Annotated in this window: 23 protein-coding genes; 12 read left to right on the top strand and 11 right to left on the bottom strand. The window is 72.6% G+C overall.

Annotation, left to right across the window (positions count from 1 at the left end; all coding sequences use genetic code 11):
• Positions 1–12: 12 nt before the first annotated feature.
• Together ACWED2_RS30125 and ACWED2_RS30120 are read right to left on the bottom strand one after the other, a co-directional pair.
• Positions 13–663: a response regulator gene (locus ACWED2_RS30125; RefSeq protein ID WP_449693871.1), complete on the bottom strand. Its 651-nt coding sequence runs from the start codon at positions 661–663 to the stop codon at positions 13–15.
• A complete protein-coding gene (locus ACWED2_RS30120) occupies positions 660–1769 on the bottom strand; it encodes a sensor histidine kinase (protein WP_449693870.1) in 1110 nt (369 codons plus the stop codon). The genes ACWED2_RS30125 and ACWED2_RS30120 overlap by 4 nt, the downstream gene beginning before the upstream one ends.
• 192 nt (positions 1770–1961) lie before the next feature.
• Here ACWED2_RS30120 and ACWED2_RS30115 point away from each other — a divergent pair, with 192 nt between their 5' ends.
• Positions 1962–2282 carry a DUF6223 family protein gene (locus tag ACWED2_RS30115; protein WP_449693869.1) on the top strand — a complete coding sequence of 107 codons (321 nt, stop codon included), beginning with the start codon at positions 1962–1964 and terminating at the stop codon, positions 2280–2282.
• A gap of 61 nt (positions 2283–2343) precedes the next feature.
• On the opposite strand, the gene ACWED2_RS30110 is transcribed toward ACWED2_RS30115, so the two are convergent.
• On the bottom strand, positions 2344–3381 hold the full coding sequence (locus ACWED2_RS30110) for an alkene reductase (RefSeq protein WP_449693868.1): 1038 nt from the start codon (positions 3379–3381) through the stop codon (positions 2344–2346).
• A 65-nt stretch (positions 3382–3446) separates the two neighbouring features.
• On the opposite strand from ACWED2_RS30110, the gene ACWED2_RS30105 reads away from it, so the two are divergent.
• Positions 3447–4301, top strand: a complete 855-nt coding sequence (locus ACWED2_RS30105; RefSeq protein WP_449693867.1) for a sigma-70 family RNA polymerase sigma factor — start codon at positions 3447–3449, stop codon at positions 4299–4301.
• Here the strand turns inward: ACWED2_RS30105 and ACWED2_RS30100 are convergent.
• The gene (locus ACWED2_RS30100; protein WP_449693866.1) at positions 4291–4878 is read right to left on the bottom strand and encodes a dihydrofolate reductase family protein; all 588 of its coding nucleotides are present in this window, start codon (positions 4876–4878) and stop codon (positions 4291–4293) included. The two genes, ACWED2_RS30105 and ACWED2_RS30100, sit on opposite strands and share 11 nt — an antisense overlap.
• A gap of 184 nt (positions 4879–5062) precedes the next feature.
• On the opposite strand from ACWED2_RS30100, the gene ACWED2_RS30095 reads away from it, so the two are divergent.
• Both ACWED2_RS30095 and ACWED2_RS30090 read left to right on the top strand, forming a co-directional pair.
• Entirely contained in the window at positions 5063–5887 is an 825-nt protein-coding gene (locus ACWED2_RS30095; RefSeq protein ID WP_449693865.1) for a class I SAM-dependent methyltransferase, read from the top strand.
• Between the two features lie 15 nt (positions 5888–5902).
• The gene (locus ACWED2_RS30090; protein ID WP_449693864.1) at positions 5903–6562 is read left to right on the top strand and encodes a TetR/AcrR family transcriptional regulator; all 660 of its coding nucleotides are present in this window, start codon (positions 5903–5905) and stop codon (positions 6560–6562) included.
• A 25-nt stretch (positions 6563–6587) separates the two neighbouring features.
• Here the strand turns inward: ACWED2_RS30090 and ACWED2_RS30085 are convergent, their stop codons facing one another.
• Positions 6588–6971 (bottom strand): nuclear transport factor 2 family protein, encoded by a 384-nt coding sequence (locus ACWED2_RS30085; RefSeq protein ID WP_449693863.1) that lies wholly within the window; start codon positions 6969–6971, stop codon positions 6588–6590.
• Between the two features lie 97 nt (positions 6972–7068).
• Here ACWED2_RS30085 and ACWED2_RS30080 point away from each other — a divergent pair, with 97 nt between their 5' ends.
• Complete coding sequence (locus ACWED2_RS30080; RefSeq protein WP_449693862.1) at positions 7069–7971, top strand: LysR family transcriptional regulator; 903 nt, start codon at positions 7069–7071, stop codon at positions 7969–7971.
• Here the strand turns inward: ACWED2_RS30080 and ACWED2_RS30075 are convergent.
• Positions 7928–8812, bottom strand: coding sequence for a transglutaminase domain-containing protein (locus ACWED2_RS30075; protein ID WP_449693861.1), 885 nt, complete (start codon positions 8810–8812; stop codon positions 7928–7930). The genes ACWED2_RS30080 and ACWED2_RS30075 overlap by 44 nt on opposite strands.
• A gap of 22 nt (positions 8813–8834) precedes the next feature.
• Positions 8835–9836 (bottom strand): GlxA family transcriptional regulator, encoded by a 1002-nt coding sequence (locus ACWED2_RS30070; protein ID WP_449693860.1) that lies wholly within the window; start codon positions 9834–9836, stop codon positions 8835–8837.
• Positions 9837–9907: 71 nt separating this feature from the next.
• On the opposite strand from ACWED2_RS30070, the gene ACWED2_RS30065 reads away from it, so the two are divergent.
• A complete protein-coding gene (locus ACWED2_RS30065; protein WP_449693859.1) occupies positions 9908–10684 on the top strand; it encodes an NAD(P)H-dependent oxidoreductase in 777 nt (258 codons plus the stop codon).
• A gap of 30 nt (positions 10685–10714) precedes the next feature.
• On the opposite strand, the gene ACWED2_RS30060 is transcribed toward ACWED2_RS30065, so the two are convergent.
• Both ACWED2_RS30060 and ACWED2_RS30055 read right to left on the bottom strand, forming a co-directional pair.
• Entirely contained in the window at positions 10715–11464 is a 750-nt protein-coding gene (locus ACWED2_RS30060; RefSeq protein ID WP_449693858.1) for an SDR family NAD(P)-dependent oxidoreductase, read from the bottom strand.
• Complete coding sequence (locus ACWED2_RS30055; protein WP_449693857.1) at positions 11461–12312, bottom strand: NAD(P)-dependent oxidoreductase; 852 nt, start codon at positions 12310–12312, stop codon at positions 11461–11463. The genes ACWED2_RS30060 and ACWED2_RS30055 overlap by 4 nt, the downstream gene beginning before the upstream one ends.
• An 82-nt stretch (positions 12313–12394) precedes the next feature.
• Between ACWED2_RS30055 and ACWED2_RS30050 the strand changes: the two genes are divergently transcribed.
• Positions 12395–12754, top strand: coding sequence for a winged helix-turn-helix transcriptional regulator (locus ACWED2_RS30050; RefSeq protein WP_449693856.1), 360 nt, complete (start codon positions 12395–12397; stop codon positions 12752–12754).
• Here the strand turns inward: ACWED2_RS30050 and ACWED2_RS30045 are convergent.
• Positions 12726–13916: an FAD-dependent monooxygenase gene (locus ACWED2_RS30045; protein ID WP_449693855.1), complete on the bottom strand. Its 1191-nt coding sequence runs from the start codon at positions 13914–13916 to the stop codon at positions 12726–12728. The genes ACWED2_RS30050 and ACWED2_RS30045 overlap by 29 nt on opposite strands.
• 86 nt (positions 13917–14002) lie before the next feature.
• Here ACWED2_RS30045 and ACWED2_RS30040 point away from each other — a divergent pair, with 86 nt between their 5' ends.
• A complete protein-coding gene (locus tag ACWED2_RS30040) occupies positions 14003–14575 on the top strand; it encodes a TetR/AcrR family transcriptional regulator (protein ID WP_449693854.1) in 573 nt (190 codons plus the stop codon).
• Here the strand turns inward: ACWED2_RS30040 and ACWED2_RS30035 are convergent.
• Entirely contained in the window at positions 14572–15135 is a 564-nt protein-coding gene (locus ACWED2_RS30035) for a flavodoxin family protein (RefSeq protein ID WP_449693853.1), read from the bottom strand. The two genes, ACWED2_RS30040 and ACWED2_RS30035, sit on opposite strands and share 4 nt — an antisense overlap.
• A gap of 78 nt (positions 15136–15213) precedes the next feature.
• Between ACWED2_RS30035 and ACWED2_RS30030 the strand changes: the two genes are divergently transcribed.
• The 4 genes from ACWED2_RS30030 to ACWED2_RS30015 are packed head-to-tail and all read left to right on the top strand — an operon-like array spanning position 15214 to position 18264.
• Complete coding sequence (locus ACWED2_RS30030) at positions 15214–15630, top strand: MarR family winged helix-turn-helix transcriptional regulator (RefSeq protein ID WP_449693852.1); 417 nt, start codon at positions 15214–15216, stop codon at positions 15628–15630.
• 53 nt (positions 15631–15683) lie between these two features.
• Positions 15684–16472 carry an SRPBCC family protein gene (locus ACWED2_RS30025; protein WP_449693851.1) on the top strand — a complete coding sequence of 263 codons (789 nt, stop codon included), beginning with the start codon at positions 15684–15686 and terminating at the stop codon, positions 16470–16472.
• 41 nt (positions 16473–16513) lie between these two features.
• Positions 16514–17620: a sensor histidine kinase gene (locus ACWED2_RS30020; protein ID WP_449693850.1), complete on the top strand. Its 1107-nt coding sequence runs from the start codon at positions 16514–16516 to the stop codon at positions 17618–17620.
• On the top strand, positions 17617–18264 hold the full coding sequence (locus ACWED2_RS30015) for a response regulator (RefSeq protein ID WP_449693849.1): 648 nt from the start codon (positions 17617–17619) through the stop codon (positions 18262–18264). The genes ACWED2_RS30020 and ACWED2_RS30015 overlap by 4 nt, the downstream gene beginning before the upstream one ends.
• Positions 18265–18287: the final 23 nt, after the last annotated feature.

The following is an 18287-nucleotide window of genomic DNA, read 5'->3' as shown; positions in this document are numbered from 1 at the left end:
GCCGGCCCGGGGTCAGCCCGGCACCACCAGTCCCGACTCGTAGGCGAACACCACCAGCTGCGCCCGGTCGCGCGCGTGCAGCTTCATCATCGCCCGGTTGACGTGCGTCTTCGCGGTGAGCGGGCTGATCACCATCCGTCCGGCGATCTCCTCGTTCGACAACCCGCGCGCCACGAGCGTGACGGCTTCCCGCTCCCGGTTCGTCAGCTCCGCCAGCCCAGCTCCGGGCACCAGCGGCTGGGTGACGTACCGGTCGATCAGCTTGCGGGTGATCGACGGCGCCAGCAGGGCGTCCCCGCGGGCCGCCACGCGCACCGCGTGCAGGAAGTCCTCCGGCTGGATGTCCTTGACGAGGAACCCGGCCGCGCCCGCGCGCAGCGCCTCGAAGACGTACTCGTCCACGCCGTAGTTGGTCAGGATGACGACGTGCACCGCGGCCAGCGCCGGGTCCGCGGCGATGCGGCGGGTCGCCTCGATGCCGTCGACGCCGGGCATCTGGACGTCGACGAGCGCGATGTCCGGCCGGTGTTCCACCGCGAGCCGCACCGCCTCGCCGCCGTCACCCGCTTCGGCGACCACCTCGATGTCGTCCTCGACGTCGAGCAGGGCGCGGAACCCGCTGCGGATGAGCGGCTGGTCGTCGGCCAGCAGGACGCGGATCACGCCGGGTCCACCGGAAGTTCGGCGTGGACGCGGAACCCGCCTTCGCGACGAGGCCCGGCCTCGAGCCGGCCGCCCAGCGCCGTGACGCGCTCGCGCATCCCGGTCAGGCCGACTCCCGGCCCGGCGTCCACAGTGGACTTCCCGTCGTCGTCGACCCGGATGACCAGCGCGCCGGGCCGGTGGTCGATCCGGACCGACGCGGTGGCCGCGGCGGCGTGCCGGGCGACGTTGGTCAGCGACTCCTGGACGATCCGGTAGGCGGTCCGGCCGACCGCAGCCGGCACAGTCGACACGGCGTCCTGCCCGCCTTCGACGGTCAGCTGCGCGTCGAGGCCGGTGGTCCGCGCCCGGCGCACGAGGTCGGCGACGTCGTCGAGCCCGCGCGGCGGGTCCTGGTCGTCGTCGCGCAACGCCGCCAGGGTCGCGCGCAGTTCCCGGGTCGCCTCGCGGCCGGCTTCGCGGATCGCCAGCAGCGCCTCGGGCACTTCTTCACCGCGCTTGCGGGCCAGGTGGACGGCGACCTCGGCCTGCACCTTGATGACGGAGATCTGGTGGGTGAGCGAATCGTGCAGTTCCCGCGCGATGTGCAGCCGTTCTTCGTCCGCACGCCGTCGCGCGGTCTCCTCGCGGGTGCGCTCGGCTTCGTCGGCCCGGCGCTCGGCCTGGCGCAGCGCCTCCCCGGCCGCCCCGGCGGCGATCAGCCACGCCAGCTGGAGGACGTCCCGCGACTGCGCGAACGCCGCGCCGGTGTCGTGGACGCCGGAAGCCAGCAGCGTCAGCGGAACCGCGCCCAGCATGAGCACCGAAGCCACGATCGCGGCGATCCGGTGTCCCGCGCGGACGGCGCCGTACACGGCGAAGAGGTAAGCGACGACGGGCACTTCGAAGCCGGCGACCTGGTAGGCGAGCGCGCACACCGCCGTCGCGGCCAGCACGGCGACCGGTGCGCGGCGGCGCGCGGCCAGTGCCAGGCCGCCGGCCGCCAGCGCCGCGTACCCCAGGACGTCGAGGTCCGCGGGCGCGTGCGCCGCGGACAGCCCGGCGGCCACCAGGGCCGCCGCGACCCCGGCGGCGATCACCCCGTCGACGACCTGCGCACGGCTCATCCCTGCACCCTAACCGGGTTCCCACCCGGCGAAGTCCTGCGTGGCGCGCATTTCCGGGCTACTGCGCCCGCGGTAGCCGCCCGGTTCCTGCGGCACCCGCGGCAGTGCGAAGTGCCTGCTCGCGCACGACGACGGGCCAGGGTGCGCGCGGCCATGCTTCCGGCGTCCGATCCGGAACACGAAGGAGTCTCAATGAACGTCCTCGCCGCGGCCAGTTCCTACGACCTCACCCCGGGCCGGCTCTGGTCCTTGATCGCCGTCGTGTTCGGCGTGGCGGGGGTGGCCGCGGGCGTCCTGGCCGTGCGCCGCGGCCGGGGAGCCGTCGTGGCGCTGGCCGGGGGCCTGGTTTCCGTCGTGATCGGCGGCTGGGTCGTGGCCGCTGCGAAGGGCGGCCCCGGCACCGGCTACGGCATCGTCGGCGGCTACGTGGACCTGGTGATCGGCGCGGTCGCGCTCGTCCTCGGCGGGCTGGCGGTGGCGCGCTCGCGCGGTTTTGCCGGTGGTCGCCGCTAGCGTCGGGGCATGTCCGGAATCGACTTCGCCGAGTTCCCGTCCGCGCCGCGAGGCGGTGGGGTCACCGGACCGGCGCCGCCGGCTCGAGGTAGCCGGCCGCCCCACCCCCGTAGAACGTCGCGGGGTCGGCCGGCGCGGTCGGCAGGCCCAGCGCGAACTTCGTCACCAGGTCCGGATTTGCGATGAAGTGCCGCGCGTACGACACCGCATCCGCGATCCCGGCCTCGATCACCGCGTTGCCCGTCTCGCGGTCGAAGCCGTTGTTCACGATAAGGAGGCCGTCGAACAGTTCTCGACAAGGAGCGAGAGCCGCGAAGTCCGGCCCGGCGTCAGGTCCCCGGAGGTGCAGGTAGTCCGCGGCGAGCCCGGCGACCAGTTCGGCGTACTCGGCCCGCACGGCATCGTCCACAGTGAACAGTCCACCGGTCCACCACGGCGAAAGCCGGACGCCGACGCGGCCGTGCGCGGCAGCCGCGTCGACGACCTCGGTGAGCAGCCTGCGCCGGTTCACCGGGGAGCCGCCGTAGGCGTCGGTCCGGCGGTTGAGCCGCGGGTGCAGGAACTGCGCGAGCAGGTACACGCCGTTGGCCGCGATCTCGACGCCGTCGAACCCGGCGCGGCGGGCGTTCTCCGCCGCCTTGCCGTAGTCCGCGACCGTCGCCCGGATCTCGGCCACGCTCAGTTCGCGCGGGGTGCCGGTGCGGCACCGCCCGGACGGCAGGTACACCGGCTCGTCCGGGTTCACCGCCGAGGGCCCCGCGGGCCGGCCGCCGCGGAAATCCGGGTGCGAGACCGCACCGGTGTGCCACAGCTGCACCACGATCCGGCCGCCGAGCGCGTGCACGACGTCGGTGACCTGCCGCCACCCCTCGACCTGGGCCTCGGTGTACAGGCCGGGGACGTCCGAGAAGCCGACGGCCTCTTCGCTCACCCAGGTGCCCTCGGCGACGATGAGCCCGGCCCCGGCGCGCTGCGCGTAGTAGGCGGCCTGGAGGTCGCCGGGCACTCCGCCGGGCACGCGCGCCCGGGTCGTCGGCGCCATGACGATCCGGTTCGGCAGGCACCAGCCGTCCAGGTCGGCAGGGGTCAGCAAGCTCATCCGGTCACCTCCGGTCGCGGGGATACGTCGAGGAGGCGACGGTGGACGCGAGCGAAAGGTGACCGATGGACGACCTGGCGGCGGAGTTCGAGGCCGAACGCGGCCGGTTGCGCGGGCTCGCCTACCGGATGCTCGGCTCGGCGGCCGAGGCGGACGACGCCGTCCAGGAAGCATGGCTGCGGCTGAACCGCGTGGACTCCGTCGACAACCTGGCGGCCTGGCTCACCACAGTCGTCTCCCGCGTGTGCCTCGACGTCCTGCGTTCGCGGAAAACCCGCCGCGAGGAGCCGTTCGAGGTGCTCCCGGAGCCGGTGGCCGACGCCGACCCGGCGGGTGAAGCCGCGCTCGCCGACTCGGTCGGCCGCGCGCTGCTCGTCGTGCTGGCGGCGCTCGGGCCGGCCGAGCGGATCGCCTTCGTGCTGCACGACCTCTTCGCGGTGCCGTTCGACCGGATCGCCCCGGTGCTGGACCGCACGCCCGTGGCGGCGAAGAAGCTGGCGAGCCGGGCACGACAGCGGGTCCGGGGCGCCTCCCCGCTGCCCCCGGCCGACCTGGCCCGGCACCGCCGGGTGGTCGACAGTTTCCTGGCCGCGGCCCGCGGCGGCGACCTCGCCGCGCTGCTCGACGTGCTGGCCCCGGACGTCGTCCGCCGCGCCGACGCCGCCGCGCTGCCGGCGGGCGCACCGCTCGAGGCGCGCGGGGCCCGCGCGGTCGCCGAAGAGACCCAGGTGTTCGGGAAGCGCGCCCGGTTCGCCGAAGCGGCCTTGGTGGACGGCGCGGTCGGTGTCGTCGTCGCGCCGCGCGGACGGCTCGTGCTCGCCCTGGCCGTGACCGTCGAGGGCGAGCGGGTGGCGGCGTACGAGGTGATCGCCGACCCCGCCCGCCTCGCCGCGCTGCACGTCACGCTCCTCAGCGCTTGATCCGGTAGGACAGGTGCGTCACGCCGGTGCCCTCGGTCACCTCGGGGTCGGCGAGCTTCGTGGTGGCGTCGAGGTGGTCGAAGAAGCGGACGCCGGAGCCGAGCAGCACCGGGATCAGGTCGACCTGGACACCGTCGAGCAGGCCGAGGTTGAGGCACTGCTGGGCGATCGTCGTGCTGGCGACCGCGACGTTCTTGTCGCCGGCGGTCTTCTTGGCCTGCTCGACGGCGCTTTCCAGGCCGTCGGTGACGAAGGTGAACGGCGCGTCCGGGTGCGGCCAGTCCGCGGGCTCTTCGTGGGTGACGACGAAGACCGGGACGCCCATCGGGTGCGCGCCGCCCCAGCCCCGGGTCAGGTTGAACAGGCGGCGGCCGGTGATCAGCGCGCCGACGTTCTCCATCGCCGCGCGCAGCATCTTCGCGCTGGCTTCGGAGGTCTTGAAGGTGGCCCAGTCGACGGCGGTGGGGACCTCGACCTCGCCGTTGCCGAACCACTCGAACAGGTGATCGATGCGGTCTTCCGGGTCAGCCACGAAGCCGTCGAGGGACATGGACATGTTGGCGATGACGTCGGCCATTTCGAGCTCCTTTTGGCTGGTCAGAGGCGCTTTGCCCTGATGACGACAAGTCTTCCGCGTCCGGCCGGCCGGAAGATCTGCCACCTGGCCGACATCCGGCAGCAGGTGGCCGATGCCTTGACACCGGCCGGCGGCGCGGACACCATGAACGTGTGTTCATGAACGCGTGTTCACAACGGAGGGGATGACAGTGACCGGGATCGTCAACACCGCACAGGCCGAAGCGTGGAACGGCTACGAAGGCGAGCACTGGGCGGCACACGCCGACCGCTACGACGCCGTGAACAGCGGCTTCAACGGCTACCTGCTCGATCAAGTGCGCGCGGAAGACCGCGTGCTCGACATCGGCTGCGGCAACGGCCAGCTGACGCGGCTCGCCGCGGCGCGGGCCCGGTCCGCGATCGGCGTCGACCTGTCCGGGCCGATGCTCGCGACGGCGCGAGCCCGGGCGGCTTCGGTGCCGAACGTGACGTTCGAGCAGGGCGACGTCCAGGTGCACCCCTTCGCCGAGGGTGGGTTCGACCTCGCGGTCAGCCGGTTCGGGGTGATGTTCTTCGCCGACCCGGTGGCGGCGTTCGGCAACGTCCGGCGCGCGCTCTCCCCCGGCGGCCGGCTCGCGTTCCTCTGCATGACGGCCCTCGCCGGCACCGATCTCGGCCGGGTGTTCGGCGCGATGGCGGCCTACCTGCCGCAGCCGACCGGGCCGGACGGCAGCGGGCCCACGTCGTTCGCGGACCCGGACCGCACCCGGGCGGTGCTGTCCGAAGCCGGCTTCGAAGACGTGGAGTGCACCCGCGTCGAGGCGGACCAGGTGTGGGGCCGGGACGTCCCCGACGCGGCGCGGTTCATCACACACTGGGGGCCGGTCCGCCACCACCTGGGCCTGGCCGGCGGCGCGAGGGCGGCCAAGGCGACCGAGGCTCTCGCGGTGGCGCTCGAACCGTTCGCGGGCGCGGACGCGGTCCGGCTGCGCGGCACAGCGTGGCTGGTCACGGGAAGGAGGCCATAAGGCGGCGCCCGTACGATGGCGGTGATGTCACCGAGGAAAGCCGCCGCCCAGCGGGACGGGCAGTCACTGCACGACCTGCTGCTCGAGACCGCGCAGAAGATGATCGCCACGCACGGCACGGCCGGGATGACCGTGCGCGAGATCGCGCGCATGGCGGGCGTCGCCGACGGCGTGCTCTACAACCACTTCTCCGACAAGGAGGAACTGGTGGCCCGGGCCCTGCTGGAGCACGTGCGCACGACGGAGGCGGAGCTGGGCGAGCTGCCCGTGCCCGGCGAAGGCACCCTCTTCGGGAACCTCCGCCGCCACGTGGAGTTCGGCTTGGCGCTGCACAGGGCGCTCGTGCCGGCGTTCAGCGGGCTGGTCGCGCAGCCCAGGGTGCTGGAGCGGTTCGCGGAGATCAGCGAGCGGTCCGGTCACTGGCGCGACCGGCTGGTGGCCTACCTCGAAGCGGAGCGGGCGCTGGGCCGCCTGCGCCTGGAGTCCGAAGTGGACGCCACGGCGGCGATGCTGGTGGGCTACTGCCACGCCTCGGTGCTGACGACGGTCTTCCCGCACACGGCCCCCCTCGACCCGCCGCCGGTGAACTCGGTGGTGAGCGCGGCGCTGCACGGCATCGCGCCGAGGGAGACCGATCCGGCGGCGGGCCAGCCGGGCCCGGTCACCGAGGGGTGATGTCCCGCGAGGCGGGACAACTCACCTACAGCATCGGGTTGCCGCTCGCCGTCGTCTCCGGGACCTCCTGCACCACGTCCCAGTGCTCGACGATCCGGCCGTCCCGCACCCGCATCACGTCCGCGATCGCGCTGCCACGCGAACCGGGCGTCAAGCGGAGGAGGCTGTGCGTGCAGACGAGGTCGTCCTCGGCGATCACCCGGCGCACGTCCAGGCTGAGCTCCGGGAACCGGGCCACGAACCCGGCCAGGTAGCGGGCCGAGGCCGCCGCGCTCGCCGGGGCGTGCGGGTTGTGCTGGATGTAGCTTTCACCGACGTGCTCGGCGAAGGCGTCGGCCGGGCGCTTCTCGGTGAAGGCCAGCCGGAGGAAGGCCAGGACCACTTCCTTGTTGCGCTGTGCTTCCGTCATCGGATGTCCGTCCTTTGTGGAGTTATCGACACCAAGCCCACCATGCGCGAATCAGAAAGGGAAAGACCTGTGGACTCTGCCGCGATACTCTCCCGGTATGGACGATGTCGAGGTCCGTGAGCTGCGGTACTTCCGCGCGGTCGCCGAAGAGCTGAACTTCTCCCGCGCCGCCGAGCGGCTCGGGATGGCGCAGCCACCGCTGTCCCGCGCGATCCGGCTGCTCGAACGGCGGCTCGGGGTGCAGCTCTTCGAACGCACCAGCCGGCACGTCTCGCTGACGCCGGCCGGGGCCGTCCTCTTCACCGAGTCGGCCAAGGCGCTGGACGCCGTCACCGCGGCGGTCCGGCGCACGCGGCGGGCGGCGCAGCGGACGCCGGCGCTCGTCGTCACGGCGAAGCCGGGGGTGGCGACCGATCTGCTGCGGCGGATCGCCGACGCGCACCCGGATCCGGTCGAGGTGCGGGTCAGCGGGTTCGGCGAACAGACGGAGATGCTGCGGGACGGCCGGGCCGACGTGGCCGTGCTCGGCTGTCAGGGCGGCACGCACCACGGCCTGGACGTCGAGGTGCTGTTCAGCGAACCACGGGTGGCCGCGCTGCCGTCGGACCACGAGCTCGCCGGCCGGGCGGTGCTGACCTGCGCCGACTTCGCCGGGCGGCCGACACCGTGCTGGCCGCTCTCGTCGGCCGCGGACCGGGCGTACTGGTCCGGGCAGGACGTGACCGGCGGGCCGGTGACGCCGGGGCCGATCGTGCACGACAGCGCCCAGCTGCTGGAAACGGTCGCGCTCGGGCAGGCGGTCGCGCTGCTGCCGGCGTCGGTCGCCGAGCTGCGCTCGCGAGCCGACGTCGTCTACCGGCCGGTCGTGGACGCGACGCCGTATTCGCTGGCGCTCGCCTGGCCGGCCGGGGCGCGGGATCCGCGGATCGCGCGGTTCGTGCGGACGGCCTGCGAGGTCAGCGAAGCACAACCTCGGCCAGGAGCTGTCCCGGCGGGGTGACCGTGCGGATGACCGGCGGCACCCGGACGTCGTCGGCTTCGAAGGCCGCCCGCAGCCGGTCGACGTCCGCGCCGGCCATCAGCTCGGCCAGCTCGTCGGCGCGGGCGAGGGTGGCCGGGGCGAGCGCGACGGAGTCGTCGAGTGCGCCCCAGACGTCCCACTGGAGCATCTCGTGCTTGTTGAGCGCGGCGAGGTCGAGCACGAGGTTGTGCCAGGCGTACGGAATCCCGCGCAGGAACGGCACGTCCAGGTCCGGCGCGACGACGAGGAGGGCCGGGTCGAGCTCGCCCGAGCGGGCCGCGGCCCACGCGTCGGGAGCGGTCAGGAACCGGTCGCGGGGCACGTCGAGGAGGTCGAACCCGACGTCGTCCACCGGGTCGTGGAAGCCCGGTGGCAGCTGGGGCTCGACCAGGCGCCAGCCGTCGGCGGTGCGGACCTCGGCGACGACGTGGTCGAGGTACCAGCCGGGCATCAGGTAACTCGCGAAGCCGACCCGGGCGCGGGCCGGAATGCCGTGGTGGCGGGCCATCGAGACGAAGAGGAGGGTGAAGTCGCGGCAGCAGCCGACGATCCGGTGCAGCGGCGGCCGCGGCTCGCCGGGTGCCGCCGGGTCGAGCTCGCGCAGGCGGGCCCACATGTCCGCGGCGTACCGGAGGGTGATCTCGTCGTTGCGGGCGGCCGGAAACCCGTGGTCCGTGATGGCGCCCGAACCCCAGTAGTGGAACACCAGCTGGGACGCCGCTTCGCGCAGGACGGCGAGATCGGGCGGGGTGGCGTCGAGCCAGTCCGCGTGCGGGCCCGGGTCGGTGAAGCGGCTGTGGCTGACGTAGAAGTCGTCCATGACTGGTGAAGCTATCCAAATTTCAGGCGGATTGAACAGCCAGTTCCCCGCCGCGGAACGTCGACCGGTAGGCGCTCGGCGACACCCCGAGCGCCGCCTGGAAGTGCTGGCGCAGTGAGGCGGCCGTGCCGAATCCCGCTTCGGTGGCGACGCGGTCGACCGGCAGGTCCGTCTCCTCGAGGAGCTGGCGGGCGCGCTCGATCCGTTGCCGGGTCAGCCACTGCAGGGCCGAGATGCCGACCTCTTCCCGGAAGCGGCGGGTGAACGTGCGCGTGCTCATCGCCTCGCGGGCGGCGAGCTCGCGCAGGGTGAGCGGCCGGTGCAGGTTCTCCAGGGCCCACGCCCGGGCCGCCTTGGTCGACGACGTGCGGGGCTCCGGCACCGGCCGCCGGACGAACTGGGCCTGGCCGCCTTCGCGGTGCGGGGACACGACCGTGCCGCGGGCGACCTCGTTGGCCACCGCGGCGCCGTGGTCGCGGCGGATCATGTGCAGCACCAGGTCGATGCCGGCGGCGACGCCCGCCGAGGTCAGCACGTCGCCGTCGTCGGTGTAGAGGACGCACGGGTCGACGTCGACCTCGGGGAAGCGGTCCTGCAGCTCCTCCGCCGAACGCCAGTGGGTGGTCGCCCGGCGGCCGTCGAGCAGGCCGGCCGCGGCGAGCACGAACGCGCCGGTGCAGATCGACGCGATGCGCGCGTCCGGCCGGATGCGGTCGAGGGCGGCCTTGAGCGGCGGGGTGAGCACGCGCGCCAACGGCTCGTACTCGACGCGGGAGGCCAGCACGAGCACCGTGTCGGCCTCGGCCAGCACCTCGGGGCCGCGGTCGACCGGGATGGCGACGTCCGCGTCCGTGCGCACGAGGCCGGGCTCGAGTGTGCAGGTCACGACCTCGTACAGCGGCTCGTCGGCCGCCGAACGGGCCTCGCCGAACAGGCGGTGGACGATGCCGAGCTCCAGCACCAGCATGCCGTGGCGGACCAGGACGGCGACGTGGTGGCGGTTCGGGTGCACGAATTCGGCCATGGCTCGATTCTTGCACATGATGGCCATCAGGCCACTCGATCGAGCCGCGCCGCCGCGTGATCATCGGGGACATGAACGTGTTGTGGTTGTTCGCGCACCCCGAGCCGCGCTCGCTGAGCGGGGCCCTCCGCGACGACGGGCTGCGGACGCTGCGGGAGCTCGGGCACGACGTCCGGGAGTCGGATCTGTACGCCATGAAGTGGAACCCGGTGGTCGACGCCGCCGACTTCGGAGCCGGAGCCGGGAGCGAGCGGCTGGTCGTCGGGGCGGCGTCGGCGCGGGCGCACGCGCGGGGCGAGCTGAGCGCGGACATCGTGGCCGAGCACGAGAAACTGGCCTGGGCGGACGCGGTCGTCGTGCAGTTCCCGCTGTGGTGGTACGGCCTGCCGGCGATCCTCAAGGGCTGGTTCGACCGCGTCTTCGTGAAGGGCTTCGGGTACGGCGTCCGCGCCGGGGACGGCCGGACCCTGCGCTACGGCGAAGGACGGCTCGCGGGCAAACGCGCGATGGTGGTACTCACCGCGGGTGCCCGCGAGCCGTCCATGGGGCCGCGCGGGGTGAACGGGGCGCTGGACGAGATCCTGTTCCCCCTCCAGCACGGGACGCTCTTCTACGCCGGGATGTCGGTGCTGCCGCCGGTGCCGGTCTACGGCGCCGACCGCGTGCCGGACGACCGGTTCGCCGAGGCGCGCGACCGGCTTCGGGAACGCCTGCGAACCCTGGAAACCGACGAGCCCATCCCCTTCCGCACGCAGAACGGCGGCGACTACGACGACGACCTCGTCCTGCGCCCCGACCGCGCGCCGGGGGTCACCGGCCTGGGCGCCCACCTCACCCGGGCGGGGTGAGGCACCGCCCGACCGGCGCAAGCACCCACCTCACCCGGGCAGCGTCAAGCGTTGCCCCAGACCCCCGTCCACAGGAAGGTCGGCGCCGGTGGTGAACGTTGCGTCGAACGCCAGGAACAGCACCGCCGCCGCGATCTCCTCCGGCGTTGCGTGGCGCTTCAGCGGGGTGATCTCGTCGCCGATCGCCTTGAACTCCGCCAAGACCTGCTCCGGCACGCCGGTCACGCCCATCGTCGGCGTGTCGGTGTAGCCGGGGCTGACCACGTTGACCCGGATCCCGCGGGGGGCCAGCTCGGCCGCGTACGTGCGGGCGAACGAGCGCACCGCCGCCTTCGCCGCCGAGTACAGGCCCATCCCGGCGATTCCCGCCTCGGCCGCGACCGACGTCGTGAACACGAACGAGCCGCCGGACCGGACCAACGGGGCGAGCCGCCGGGCCGTGAAGTACGCGCCCTTGGTGTTGACGTCGAACGTCCGGTCGTAGAGCTCCGGCGTCGCATCCTCGTAGGGCGTCAGCGTCGAGAACCCGACGTTGACGAACACCAGGTCCAGCTCGCCGAGCGTCTCCGCGGCCGCCGCGCCCAGCTCGTCGACGTCGGCCAGGCGGGCGGCGTCCGACGACAGCAGGTGCGCCTTACCCGGCAGCGTCCCTTCGAGCGGCGAGACGTCCCGGCCGGTCAGCAGCACCTCCGCACCACCGTCGAGCAGGGCGCGGACCACCGCCAGCCCCATGCCGTGCGTTCCTCCGGTGACGACGGCCTTCTTCCCGAGGTACTTCACCGGATCTCCTCGATGACGCTGGCGATCGCGTGCGAGCCGTGGCCCGCCGCGACCGCGCGGTCGAACAACTCCCGCAGCACGGCGGGCACCGCCGTGCTGATCCCCTGCGCGCGGCTCGTCTCGACCAGCAGGCCGAGCCCGGCCGCGTTGATGTCCAAAGAGGACACGTCAGTGGCGTAGTCGCCGCCGGCGACCTGCTCGCCGATGCCGGGCAGGAACCCGCCGACGGCCGACTGCCACGCCGACGCCATCGGCGCGAACTGCGCCGGCGTGACGCCTTCGGTCCCGACCAGCGCGAGTGCGTGCAGGTAGCCGGCCATGGTCGACCACATCATGCCGAGCAGCGCCAGGTCGTACAGCGCCGCCAGCCCGGCGTCCTCGCCGAGGAACACCGGCGTGCCCAGCACTTCCAGCACTTCGCGCTGCGCCGCGAACACCGGTTCGGAACCGCTGTAGAGGACCTGCGCCGCCGGTGTCCCGATGCCCTGCGGCACGGCCATGATCACCCCATCCACGTAGTCGATCCCTTCGGACGCCGCCCACTTCGCGGCGGCACGGGCCTGCTCCGGCGTGCCGGACGTGAGGTTGACGAGCACTTTCGGTGACGCCGCCTCGAGCACCGGCCACTGGGTGTCGTATGTGGACAGACAGCTGATGACGACGTCCGCCGAAGCCGCTTCCGCGGGCGTGGCCGCGAGCTGGGCGCCGCGGTCGAGCAGTGGTCCCGCCTTGAGCGGCGACCGGTTCCACACCGAGACGTCGTGTCCCGCCTCCAGGAGCGCCCCGGCGAGAGCGGCGCCCATCCGCCCCAGGCCGAGCACGCCCACGTTTTTCTTGCTTTCTCCCATGGATTCCATGCTGCTGACGCGCTTTACACTGGACAAGTACCGACTAATAAGTCAGGTACCCACCAAAACGTAAGGATCCTGGATGCAGCCTCGAACGTACCGCTGCGGGCTGGACGCGGCCGTCGACGTCATCGGCGGCCGGTGGAAGGCCCTGATCCTCTGGGCGCTGCACGCCGAGCCGCTGCGGTTCGGCGAGCTGAAGCGGAAGGTGGCGGGGATCAGCGAAAAGATGCTGATCCAGGCCCTGCGGGAGCTGGAGGCGGACGAGATCGTGCACCGCGAGGTGTTCCACGAGATCCCGCCGAAGGTCGAGTACTCGCTGACCGAGCTCGGTCAGCGGCTGAACACGGCGCTGCTGCCGCTGGGCGACTGGGGCGAGGAGAACATGGCCGGCATCGCGAAGCGCCGCGGCGTCACGCCGGCGCCGTCGCATACGGCTTGAGCGTGATCGCGTTGCCCGCCTTGAGCGGCAGCTCCTCGATCAGCTTGCGCCACGGCAGGTACGGCAGCAGCCGGTAGTTCAGATTGCGGAAGCGCAGCCACCCGCGCGTCGGCGGGACGAACCACTTCCCGTTGCCCTCGGCCAGTTTCTGGCAGGCGTCGACGAACCCGCGCATCTCGCGGGCGTAGGCGCCGAACGCCGTCGTGTGGTCGCCGCCGGCCGCCGCGAGCTCGCCCGCGAGCACGTACGCGCCGACGATCGCCAGGCTCGTTCCCATCCCCGAGAGCGGCGCGGCGCAGTACGCGGCGTCGCCGACCAGGCCGACGCGCCCGCGGGCGTACGAATCCAGCTTGATCTGGCTCGCCGAGTCGAAGTAGAAGTCCGGCGCGTCCCGCATGGCCTCGAGCAGCGTCGGCGTCTCCCAGCCGACGTCGCGGAACGTCTCCTCGACGATCCGGCGCTGCTGCCCGACGTCACGGTGGTCGTACGCCAGCCGATCGGCGCCGAACCAGAACAGCGCCTTCGCCTCGGTGTTGCCCCGCGCGCTGTAGACGCCGACGGTCCGGTTCGGCTCGTTGTAGAACCGGCCGACGTGGTCGAGGCCGAGGTGGTTCGGCACGGTGAAGATGGAGACGTAGTAGCCGAGGTCGTGGCGGAACCGGGCCTCGTCGCCGAAGGCCAGCGACCGCACGTTCGAGTGCAGCCCGTCGGCCCCGATGACCAGGTCGAACTCGCGCGGCTCGCCGTGGGCGAAGGTGACCGTGACGCCGTCGCCGTGCTCGGTGAGGCCGGTGATCGAGTCGCCGAAGACGTACTCGACGCCGTCGCGCGTCGCGTCGTACAGGATGCGCGCGAGGTCGCCGCGCAGGATCTCCAGCTCGCCGCTCTGGTAGCTCGCCGGCGTGACCACCAGCGGCCGGTCCGCACCGTCCACATAGGTCACATCGCCCATCCGGGTGGCCGCCGACTCGACCGCGCCCAGCAGGCCCATCCGGTCGAGGACCTGCAGCGACGCGCCGCGGAAGTCGACCGCGTAGCCGCCGTCGCGCAGCTCGGGGGCACGTTCGACGACCGTCGGCGTGAAGCCGTGGCGGCGGAGCCAGAAGGCCAGGGCGGGACCGGCGACGCTCGCGCCGGAAATGAGGACTCGTCTGTTCTGCATACCGGGAACGGTAACCTCGATTTGGGCGATCGCGCAATGCGTTTGCGCAATTCGTTCGCCTAAGACGTTCGTGCTAGGGTCCGGCCATGGGCAACAAGGAGTCACTGCTGGCCGGCGCGAAGCGCTGCCTGTATGAGAAGGGCTATGCCCGCACGACGGTGCGAGACCTGGCCTCCGCGGCGAACGTGAGCATGGCGGCCATCGGCTACCACTTCGGCTCGCGCGAGGCGCTGCTCAACGCCGCCCTGATCGAGGCGAACGAGGAGTGGGGCGAGACGCTGGCGAAGACGCTGCAGGTGGCGACGCCGCCGGACGCGTCACCGGCCGAGCGGTTCGAGCTGATCTGGCAGCGGGTGATCGAGTCGTTCGGCGAGCACCGCCGGATGTGGGCGGTGAGCTTCGAGGCCTGCTCGCAACCGGACCTCGACGAGCACGTCCGCGCCCAGTTGGCGAACGCCGTCGAGCAGGCCCGCCACGGCTTGGCGAACCTCTTCCAGGGCCTCGACGACGAGAGCGCCGAGGCCCGGGCCGTCGGCACCGTGCACCAGGCCCTGCTGTCGGGCGTGATGCTCCAGTGGCTGATCGACCCGGGCCACGCCCCCTCGGGCGGCGACCTGGTGCGCGGCCTCCGCCTGATCGCGAAGGACGTCCTGGCTTAGGCGGTGATCAGCTCCGCGCCGGCGAAGAACGTCCGCGCGGCCGCCGTCGCGCCCTCGTCCAGGAGCACGTCGCCGGGACGGCTGCCGTTGCCGAGCAGCACCCCGCCCCAGTTCATGCTCAGGTACTCCGCGCACAGTTCCAGCGTGCCGATCAGCGGCTGGGCCTCGCGCGCCGTCTCGCTCAGGACGCTCACGCCCCACAACGTCTTGCCGCGCATCCGCGGCTTGAACTCGACCGGCAGCCGCATCCAGCCCGACCAGTAGTCGAGGTAGAGCTTCACGCTCGCGGCCACCGAGTACCAGTACACCGGCGACACGATCACGATGTCCGTCGCCGCGAAGGTCGCGTCCATCAGCAACTGCTCGTTCGCACCCGGCGGCGGGTGCTCGCCGGCGCCGTGGCGGCGGTCTTCGAACGGCGGCAGCGGCACCTCCGGCAGCCGGATCCACCGCTGCTCGACGTCCTCGGGCAGCTCCTTGGCCGCCAGCCGGGCCAGCATTTCGGTGTTGCCCCCGGCCCGTGCCGCGCCCACCAGGAACAGGAAGCTGCGATCGCTCATGTCCACCCTCTCGATGTACTTGCATGTACATATAAATACTGTCCCTGGACTATCCTGGCGTCAAGAGGAGGCCGGAAGATGACCGTCGACGAACAGGCCTGGGGCCGGGTTCTCGTGCTGCACGCCCGGATCGAGCAGGAGCTCGCCAAAGCCCTGCAGCGCCGCCACGGGCTGGGCCTGTCCGAGTACCGCGCACTCGGCAAGCTCGTCGCGGGCCCCCGTGGCGGGCTGCGGATGCAGGAGCTCGCCGACGCGATCGGCCTCAACCAGAGCTCGGTCAGCCGCATGTGCGCCCGCCTCGAAGACGCCGGCCTGACCATCCGCGACCTGTGCGAAGACGACCGCCGCGGCGTCTACTCGGTGATCACCGACGCCGGTCGCAAGCGCTACGCGGAGACCGAACCGACGTACAACGCGGTGCTGCGGACCGCGCTCGACAAGGCCGCGAGCGACCCGGAGCTCGCCGGCGCGGTGTCCGCCGTCCGCGGCGCTTGACCCGAATATTCCTCAGTGGTTATCTACGGGCACAGCAACCCACGGGAGGACGCGTGTCCGGACGAGCGAAGCTGCAGACCGACGGCGAACGCCCGGTGCTCCGGCTGGAACGCCGGCTGAAGCACGCACCCGAAAAAGTCTGGCATGCCATCACCGCCCCGGCGGAGCTCGCGCACTGGTTCCCGGCCCAGGTCGACGTCGAACTGCGGGCCGGCGGCGCGATCCGGTTCACCTTCCCCGGCGAGGACGCCACGACGACCGGGCGGGTCGTCACCGCCGATCCGCCGCACGAGTTCACCTTCGTCTGGAACGACGACACCCTGCGCTGGCTGATCTCCCCCGACGGCGACGGCAGCCTCCTGGAGTTCACCCACACCTTCGGCCGCGGCGACCCGGCCATCGCGAAGCTCGCCGGTGGCCGCACCGCCGCCGGCTGGGACACCTGCCTCGACGCGCTCGCCGCGCGCCTGGCCGGCCAGCACTTCGAGCAGCCGCAGGAGTGGCACGGGCGGATGGCGTCCTATGTGGAGGAATTCGGCCTCGACGAGGGCGAACTCCTCGACGACGGCACGATCCGCTTCCGCCGCGACCTCGGCTGGAAACCCGTGGCGGAACTCCGGCCGCTGCTGCCCGACGAACCCGGCTGGCAGCTGGTCCACGACCCCCGCGAAGGCACCCGCGTCGAGTTCGCCGAAGCGGCCGGCGACGACGCCCCGGCGCAGCTGGCCCGCCGGCACGAGCAGCTGGACAAGCTGTTCGCCGCCACCCACGGCGTCGACCTGCCGCCGTGGCCGCCGGAGCGCGTGGCAGCCGTGCGGAAGCATTACCGCGGGTCCGACTGAGGGCTGACGCGCGGCCGCCGGTCCGGCGTTACGTTCGGTTCATGCGCATTCGCGTCGTCCTGGACGTCCTGGCCGTCCTGGTGCTGACCCTGGGGGCCGGCGGCAACCTCGCCGCCGGCGCGTGGTCGCTGCCGCCGTGGCTGCCCGCCTGGCTGGGCTGGGCCATCCTCGCGCTGAGCGTGGTGCCCATCGTGCTCCGGCGCTGGTGGCCGCGCCCGGCATACCTCCTGTCGCTGGTGCTGACCGCGGCGGCGGTACCGATCGGCGGGCCGGTGCTGGCGATCGCCGTCGTGGCGGCGGGCTGCGCGCTGTACAGCTTCGTGGTGGCCGGGGGCAGCCGGGCGACCCGGGTCGGCTTCGCGGCCGGGCTGGTCTGCATCGGCCTGATCGGCGTCGCGGTGCCGAACCCGAGCACGGCGACGACGGTGAACTTCGGCGCGTCGGCGCTGATCGTCGGGTTCGCGCTCGGCATCGCCGTCCACGGCCGCCGCGAGCACGCCGCGATCGAGCGGGAAGCCCATGCGCAGCAAGCGGTTTCGGCGGAGCGGCTGCGGATCGCGCGGGAGATGCACGACGTCGTCGCGCACAGCATGAGCCTGATCGCGGTCAAGGCGGCGGTCGGCAACCACGTGGCACTGGAACAACCCGACCAGGCCCGCGACGCGTTGCGGGTCATCGAAGACACCAGCCGCGAGACGCTGGCCGAGCTGCGGCGCATGCTCGGCGTGCTGCGCGACGGCACCGGTGTCCCGGCGCTGGCGCCCGCCCCGTCGCTCGACGACCTGCGCGCGCTCGCCGAACGCGCGCAGCAGGCGGGTCCCGCCGTCGACCTGGTCGTCGACGGCCTCACCGAGCTGCCGAGCGGCGTCGGCCAGTCGGTGTACCGGATCGTCCAGGAGGCACTGACCAATGTGGTCAAGCACGCGGGCGCGACGCGGTGCCGGATCCACGTCACCGGCGGCGATGGCGAAGTGACCATCGAAGTGCTCGACGACGGCCGCGGCGGCGAGGCCGTCCCCGGCCACGGGCTGATCGGCATGCGCGAGCGCGTCGCGGTCTACGCGGGCGAATTCTCCGCGGCGCCCGCCGAAGCCGGTTTCCGCGTCTTCGCGCGGCTGCCCTACGAAGAACCGGTGAGGGCCCGATGACCCGCGTCCTGATCGCCGACGACCAGGCGCTGCTGCGCGGCAGCTTCCGGGTGCTGGTCGACAGCGCACCGGGCCTCGAGGTCGTCGCCGAGGCCTCCGACGGCGCCGAAGCGGTGGCCCTGACCCGTGTGGAGCGGCCGGACGTCGTGCTCATGGACGTCCGGATGCCGGAGATGGACGGCATCGAGGCCACCCGCCGCATCTGCGCGGAGACCGACGTCCGGGTCCTGATGCTGACGACGTTCGACCTGGACGAATACGTCTACTCGGCCTTGCGCGCCGGAGCGAGCGGCTTCCTGCTGAAGGACACCCGCCCGGCGGACCTCCTGGCGGCGATCGAGGTGGTGGCATCCGGCGACGCGCTGCTGGCCCCCTCGGTGACGCGCCGCCTGGTGGCGGAGTTCGCCAGGCTGCCCTCGGGCCCGGTCACCCGCCTGGACGGGGTGACGGCCCGCGAGCAGGAAGTCCTGACGCTGATCGCGAGGGGGTTGTCCAACGACGAGATCGCCGCCCGCCTGCACCTGGGGATCGCGACGGTGAAGACCCACATCGGCCGGCTGCTGCACAAGCTCGCCGCCCGGGACCGCGCCCAGCTGGTGATCGCGGCGTACGAATCCGGGCTGGTCCGGCCGACGGCGTCCTGAGTAGTGTGGAGCGGCCGATCACG

This window comes from Amycolatopsis sp. NPDC005003, from assembly GCF_053600695.1.
Note: the sequence above shows the minus strand (reverse complement) of the source record. Positions and strands in the feature narration are given on the sequence as shown.